This is a genomic window from Mangrovimonas xylaniphaga, from assembly GCF_001280435.1.
GTDB lineage: Bacteria > Bacteroidota > Bacteroidia > Flavobacteriales > Flavobacteriaceae > Mangrovimonas_A > Mangrovimonas_A xylaniphaga.
Genome location: NZ_LBIP01000006.1, coordinates 1 through 403 on the forward strand (window position 1 = coordinate 1; position 403 = coordinate 403).

Below are 403 nucleotides of genomic sequence, written 5' to 3' on the forward strand. Positions count from 1 at the left end.
TTTTCCAGCAGGCGGCGGCCTAGTGCCACCGAGTCGTGGTGGCGCTGGTGCTTGAGGAAGTGTCGGATGGCACTGCGGGCCTTGGCGGTGACAACGAAATTGAGCCAGTTGGGGTTCGGCTGCGCCTTCTTGTTGGTGAGGATCTCCACCTTCTGCCCGCTCTGCAGGGGCTGGGACAGCGGCGCCAGGCGCTGGTTGATGCGCACCGCCACGCAGGTATTGCCGATATCCGTATGTACCGAATAGGCGAAATCGACGGCGGTGGCACCCGCGGGCAGGTCGATGATCTCGCCCTTGGGGGTGAACACGTAGACCTCATCGGGGAAGAGGTCGATCTTCACGTTCTCAATGAATTCCAGCGAGTCGCCGGCGCGCTGCTGCATCTCCAGCAGCCCCTGTACCC

Annotated in this window: 1 protein-coding gene; it reads right to left on the bottom strand. The window is 62.8% G+C overall.

The features are described from left to right. A partial coding sequence (locus ZA06_RS16695; protein WP_157503015.1) for a TGS domain-containing protein occupies positions 1 to 403 on the bottom strand: 403 nt, incomplete at both ends.